The sequence below is a fragment of the Microbacterium sp. CnD16-F genome (assembly GCF_024124465.1).
Taxonomy (GTDB): domain Bacteria; phylum Actinomycetota; class Actinomycetes; order Actinomycetales; family Microbacteriaceae; genus Microbacterium; species Microbacterium gawkjiense.
Genome location: NZ_JAMXSA010000092.1, coordinates 1 through 4,972 on the forward strand (window position 1 = coordinate 1; position 4,972 = coordinate 4,972).

Annotated in this window: 4 protein-coding genes; 2 read left to right on the forward strand and 2 right to left on the reverse strand. The window is 73.8% G+C overall.

Annotated features, from left to right (window positions below):
* Together NH287_RS14660 and NH287_RS14665 are read right to left on the reverse strand one after the other, a co-directional pair.
* The coding region (locus tag NH287_RS14660) for a serine/threonine-protein kinase (protein WP_253036204.1) at positions 1-813 on the reverse strand (813 nt) is incomplete at its 3' end.
* A gap of 84 nt (positions 814-897) precedes the next feature.
* A complete protein-coding gene (locus tag NH287_RS14665) occupies positions 898-2,697 on the reverse strand; it encodes a glycoside hydrolase family 15 protein (RefSeq protein ID WP_253036205.1) in 1,800 nt (599 codons plus the stop codon).
* 79 nt (positions 2,698-2,776) lie between these two features.
* Between NH287_RS14665 and NH287_RS14670 the strand changes: the two genes are divergently transcribed.
* Positions 2,777-4,141: a glucose-6-phosphate dehydrogenase gene (locus NH287_RS14670; RefSeq protein ID WP_253036206.1), complete on the forward strand. Its 1,365-nt coding sequence runs from the start codon at positions 2,777-2,779 to the stop codon at positions 4,139-4,141.
* A gap of 43 nt (positions 4,142-4,184) precedes the next feature.
* Positions 4,185-4,757 (forward strand): nitroreductase family protein, encoded by a 573-nt coding sequence (locus tag NH287_RS14675; protein ID WP_253036207.1) that lies wholly within the window; start codon positions 4,185-4,187, stop codon positions 4,755-4,757.
* The last annotated feature ends 215 nt before the right edge of the window (positions 4,758-4,972 follow it).

The following is a 4,972-nucleotide window of genomic DNA, read 5'->3' on the forward strand; positions in this document are numbered from 1 at the left end:
CTCGACGACCGCGAGCGCGGTCGGACGCTCCTCGGGGCGGGTGGCGGTCATGCGCGACAGCAGCGACGTCCAGGCGGGGCCGAGCGCGTCGGGGATCGTCGGCGGCGTGGTGAGGCGGGCCAGGGCGGCGCCGACCCCATCGGTGTGCGGGTACGCGCGCTCGCCGGTGAGGGCTTCGAGCAGCACCAGGCCGAGCGCGTACACGTCGGCGGGCGGAGCCGGGTCGCCGCCCTGCACCTGCTCGGGAGCGAGATAGGCGGCCGTCCCGATGATCGTGCCGGGCGTCGTCAGCCGGGCGCTGTCGAGGAGCAGGGCGATGCCGAAGTCGGCGAGCTTCGCGCGGGGCCGCCCGCCCGGCAGGTGCGGCGGGGCGAGCAGCACGTTCGACGGCTTCATGTCGCGGTGCACGACCCCGGACGCGTGCACGACGTGGAGGGCTTCGGCGAGCTCCGCGGCGAGCGCGGCGACCTCGGCCGGGGGCAGCGGCCCCTCGGCGATCCGGGAGCTGAGGGTCGGCCCGTCGACGAACTCCATCACGAGGTATTCGGGCGATCCGGTCAGGTGCGCGTCGAAGAGGGTCACGAGCGACGGGTGGTTGAGCGAGGCGAGGAGGGTCACCTCGCTCCGGGCGCGCTCGGGCGCTCCGGCGACCCCCTCGACGCCGGGGCGCAGCACCTTGACGGCGACCGTCCGCCCGAGCGCGGTGTCGTCCGCGCGGAAGACCCGCGCCATGCCGCCCTGACCGACCTGCGCGATCAGCCGGTAACGATCCGCCAGAGTGTCGCCGACGAGCGGCTCGGGTGCGTCCGTCATCGTCTCCTCCTCCGCCCGGGTCAGCGGTCCCGTCTACGACGGTACCCCCGGCACCCACTCCGTGCAGGGCACTTGACGAGGTGACTAGGTCCTGTGCGCCGCGCGGCCGACGTGGCCGGCGAGCGCGTCGGCCGCGCCGACGAGGGCGAGATGCGAGAGCGCCTGCGGGGTGTTGCCGATGTGGTGTCCGGTGGCGGGGTCGTACTCCTCCGAGAGCAGGCCGACGTCGTTGGCGACGGCGCACAGGCGGTCCATGAGGCGCGTCGCGTCGTCGATGCGGCCGGTCGCCGCGTACTGCTCGACGAGCCAGAACGAGCAGGCGAGGAAGGGATGCTCGTCGCCGGGCAGTCCGTCGGTGCCGGCGGCGGTCCGGTACCGCATGACGAAGCCGTCCCGCAGGAGGTCGCGCTCGATGCGGGCGACGGTGGCGAGCATCCGCGGGTCGTCGGCCGCGCAGAACCCGACGAGCGGCAGGAGCAGCAGCGAGGCGTCGACCTCGTCGGTGGTGTCGTGCTGCGTGAAGTGGCCGCCCGCGGCATCCACTCCGGTCGCATCGATCTCGGCGCGCACGCGGTCGCGCAGTCGCTCCCAGACGTCGGCGTCGCCCTCGAGTCCGTGCTCGCGCACCGCGCGGACGCCGCGGTCGAGCGCGGCCCACACCATGGCGCGCGAGTGGGTGAAGTGGTGCAGGTCGCCGCGCATCTCCCAGATGCCGTGGTCGGGACGGTCGACCCACTCGACGACCTGCGCCAGCAGCGCACGCTGCAGCGACCACGACGACGGCGTCTCGGCGACTCCCGCCAGGCGCGCCGCCTCGAGGGCGACGAGCACCTCGCCGATCACGTCGCCCTGGTACTGGTCGACCGCGCCGTTGCCGATCCGCACCGGCGCCGAGCCCCGGTACCCCGGCAGGCTCGTCAGCTCGCGCTCGGGCAAGTCGCGCTCGCCGCCGAGGCCATACATGATCTGCACGTCGGCCGGGTCGCCGGCGACCGCCCGCAGCAACCATCCGCGCCAACGCTCGGCCGCGGCCGTGTAGCCGTGGGCGAGGTAGGCCTCGAGCGTGAGCGCGGCGTCGCGCAGCCAGACGAAGCGGTAGTCCCAGTTGCGCGACCCGCCCGGGTCCTCGGGGAGGGACGTCGTCGCCGCCGCGACGATGCCGCCCGTGTCGGGGTGGGTGAGGGCGCGCAGCACGAGCATCGACCGCATCACGTGGTCGGCCCAGCGTCCGTGGCCCTCGATGCGGGACGCCCACTCGGTCCACCACCGGCGGGTCGCGTCGAGGGCGGCGTCGACGTCGCACGCGACGGGATGCGGGTGGTACGACCGGTCCCACGCGAGCACCGAGTCGACCGTCGTCCCCGGCCGGGCTGTGAACGATCCGCGGTGGGTCGTCCCGTCGGGGCGCAGCCGAGGACCGCGGACCACGACGGCGTCGGGCCCCGCGATCGCGAGCAGCACGGCCGCCGCGTCGTCGTCGCCGATCTGCCGCACCCATGGCAGCGCCCGCGCGTAGTCGAACCGCAGGCGCAACTCGCTCTCGAAGGCGACCGTCCCCTCGACGCCGACCACCCGCCGCACGACGACGTCCTCGTCGATCGGCAGGAACTCGATGACGTCGGCGACGCCGGTGGACGTCGTCCAGCGCGTGACGAGCACGAACGTGTCGCCGTCGTAGCACCGCGCGGCGGTGGCCTCGGGATCGGCGGGCCGCAGGCTCCACCGGCCGTGCTCCTCGTCGCCGAGCAGCGCACCGAAGATCGACGCCGCGTCGTAGCGGGGGAGGCAGAGCCAGTCGATGCTGCCGGCATCCGACACCAGGGCCGCCGTCCGACAGTTGCTGAGCAGGGCGTAGGACTCGATCGGGGCAGGCATCCTCGTCATTGTCGCCCTCGCGCACGGTCGGGGCAAGAGACAGCCCCCAACTCCGGTTCGCGCGCACCGCGGGGCTAGGGTGACGCGCATGACGGCCGACACGACCCTGCTCATCCTCGGCGCCTCTGGCGACCTCACCTCGCGCCTGCTCCTGCCCGCGCTCGGGCAGCTGCTCGCGCGCGAGCCCGACCGCAGCGTGCGCCTGGCGGGCGCCGGCGTCGACGAGTGGACCGACGACGCCTGGCGCGAGACGGTCCGGAAGGCGTTCGCGACGACCGATGCGGAGTCCGCCTTCGACCGGCTCTCCGACACGACCTACACGCAGGCCGACATCACCGACCCGGGTCAGCTGCAGACGCTGCTGGATGCCGCCGAGGGCCGCCCCGCGCTCTACTTCGCCGTGCCGCCCGCCGTCGCCGCGAAGGCGTGCGAGGCCCTGCGGTCGGTCACGATCCCCGACGGCACGATCCTCGCGCTCGAGAAGCCCTTCGGGTCGGATGCCGCCAGCGCCGAACGCCTCAACGAGACCCTCGCCGACCTCGTCCCCGAGAGCCAGGTCTTCCGCGTCGACCACTTCCTCGGCCGCTCGACGGTCCTCAATCTGCTCGGGGTGCGCTTCGCGAACCGGCTCATCGAACCGGCGTGGTCGGCCGACCACATCGCGTCGATCCTCGTGCAGTTCGACGAGCCGCTGGGTCTCGAAGGCCGTGCGGGCTACTACGACAAGGCCGGCGCGCTGACCGACATGATCCAGAGCCACCTGCTGCAGGTGATGGCGTTCGTGACGATGGAGCCCCCGGCCTCCCTCGACGAACGCGACCTCCGCGACGCGACGGGCGCAGCACTCCGCGCGACGGCCGTCTGGGGCGACGACCCCGTCGCCTCGTCGCGACGGGCGCGGTACACGGCGGGCACCGTGGACGGACGCGAGTTCCCGTCGTACGTCGACGAGCCGGGCGTCGACCCGGCGCGCGGCACCGAGACCCTCGCAGAGATGACCGTCGAGGTGCGCAACGCCCGCTGGCAGGGCGTGCCGATCACGCTGCGCTCGGGCAAGGCCCTGGGCCACGCCGAGGCGAAGGTCGAGGTGCGCTTCCACCCGGTGCGGCACCTGCCGCGCGGCTTCACGGGCGACCCCGGCCCCACCGTCCTCAGCTTCTCGCTCGGACCCGACTCGATCTCGCTCGGACTGAACGTCAACGGCGAGGCCGACCCGCTCGAGCTCGAGCGGGCGACCCTCGAGGCCCACCTGGGCGAGGGGTCGCTGAAGGCGTACGCCGAGGTGCTCTCGGGCATCCTCGACGGCGACGCGATGCTCTCGGTGCGCGGGGACGCCGCCGTCGACTGCTGGCACATCGTGCAGCCGGTCATCGATGCGTGGCGGGACGGCCGCGTGCCGATGGACGAGTACGCCGCGGGCACGGCGGGCCCGGCCGACTGGCCGACGTCCTGACGCATCGACCCCGCACCCAGGGAGGCGGTGATGGAATGGACTGATGCCGAACCGCACCGCCACGACCGACGCCCCCCTCCTCGACGTGCTCAGCGAGCGCTGGAGCACCCGCATCTTCGACGCGTCCGCCCCGATCGACGAGCAGGCCCTGCGGTCCGCACTCGAGGCGGCGCGCTGGTCGCCGTCGGCGTCGAACACGCAGCCGTGGCGGTTCATCGTCGCGCGGCGGGGGTCGGCATCCCACGCCGCCGTCGTCGACAGCCTGATGGGGTTCAACCGCTCGTGGGCGGCCGACGCGGCCGCGCTCGTCGTGTTCGTCGCGACGACCGAGCAGGACGGCAAGGCGCTGCGCTGGGCCGCGTACGACGTCGGCCAGGCCGCGGCGCACTTCACCGTGCAGGCGCATGCGAACGACCTCGGGACGCACCAGATGGGCGGCTTCCACGCCGACCGGATCGCCGAATCGTTCGGCCTCACCGACACGCAGCGTGCCCTGACCGTCATGGCCGTCGGACCGGTGGGCGACCTCGACGCGGCATCCGAGGAACTGCAGGCGCGCGAGAACGCCCCGCGGGAGCGGCGTCCGGTCGCCGACTCGCTGCTCGTCGACGACTGATCCGGCGCGGCGAAGGCCGATTCGGCCCGCATCCCGTCGATGTGTTGATTGAGTGATCCCGATGGACGACGACGAGGCCGCCGAGCTCGCCCGACTGCGCGAGCGCGCCTACGGGCGCACCCCCGACATCGCAGGGGATGCCCCCGCCCTGGCGCGCCTGCGAGAGCTCGAGGCCCGCGCCGCGCGGCAGGATGCGCCCGCGGGCGATGACGCCG

Excerpts from the sequence above, each read along its gene's own strand:
- NH287_RS14665 (WP_253036205.1), bottom strand. The coding sequence starts at position 2,697 with ATGACGAGGATGCCTGCCCCGATCGAGTCCTACGCCCTGCTCAGCAAC.
- NH287_RS14675 (WP_253036207.1), top strand. The coding sequence starts at position 4,185 with ATGCCGAACCGCACCGCCACGACCGACGCCCCCCTCCTCGACGTGCTC.
- NH287_RS14670 (WP_253036206.1), top strand. The coding sequence starts at position 2,777 with ATGACGGCCGACACGACCCTGCTCATCCTCGGCGCCTCTGGCGACCTC.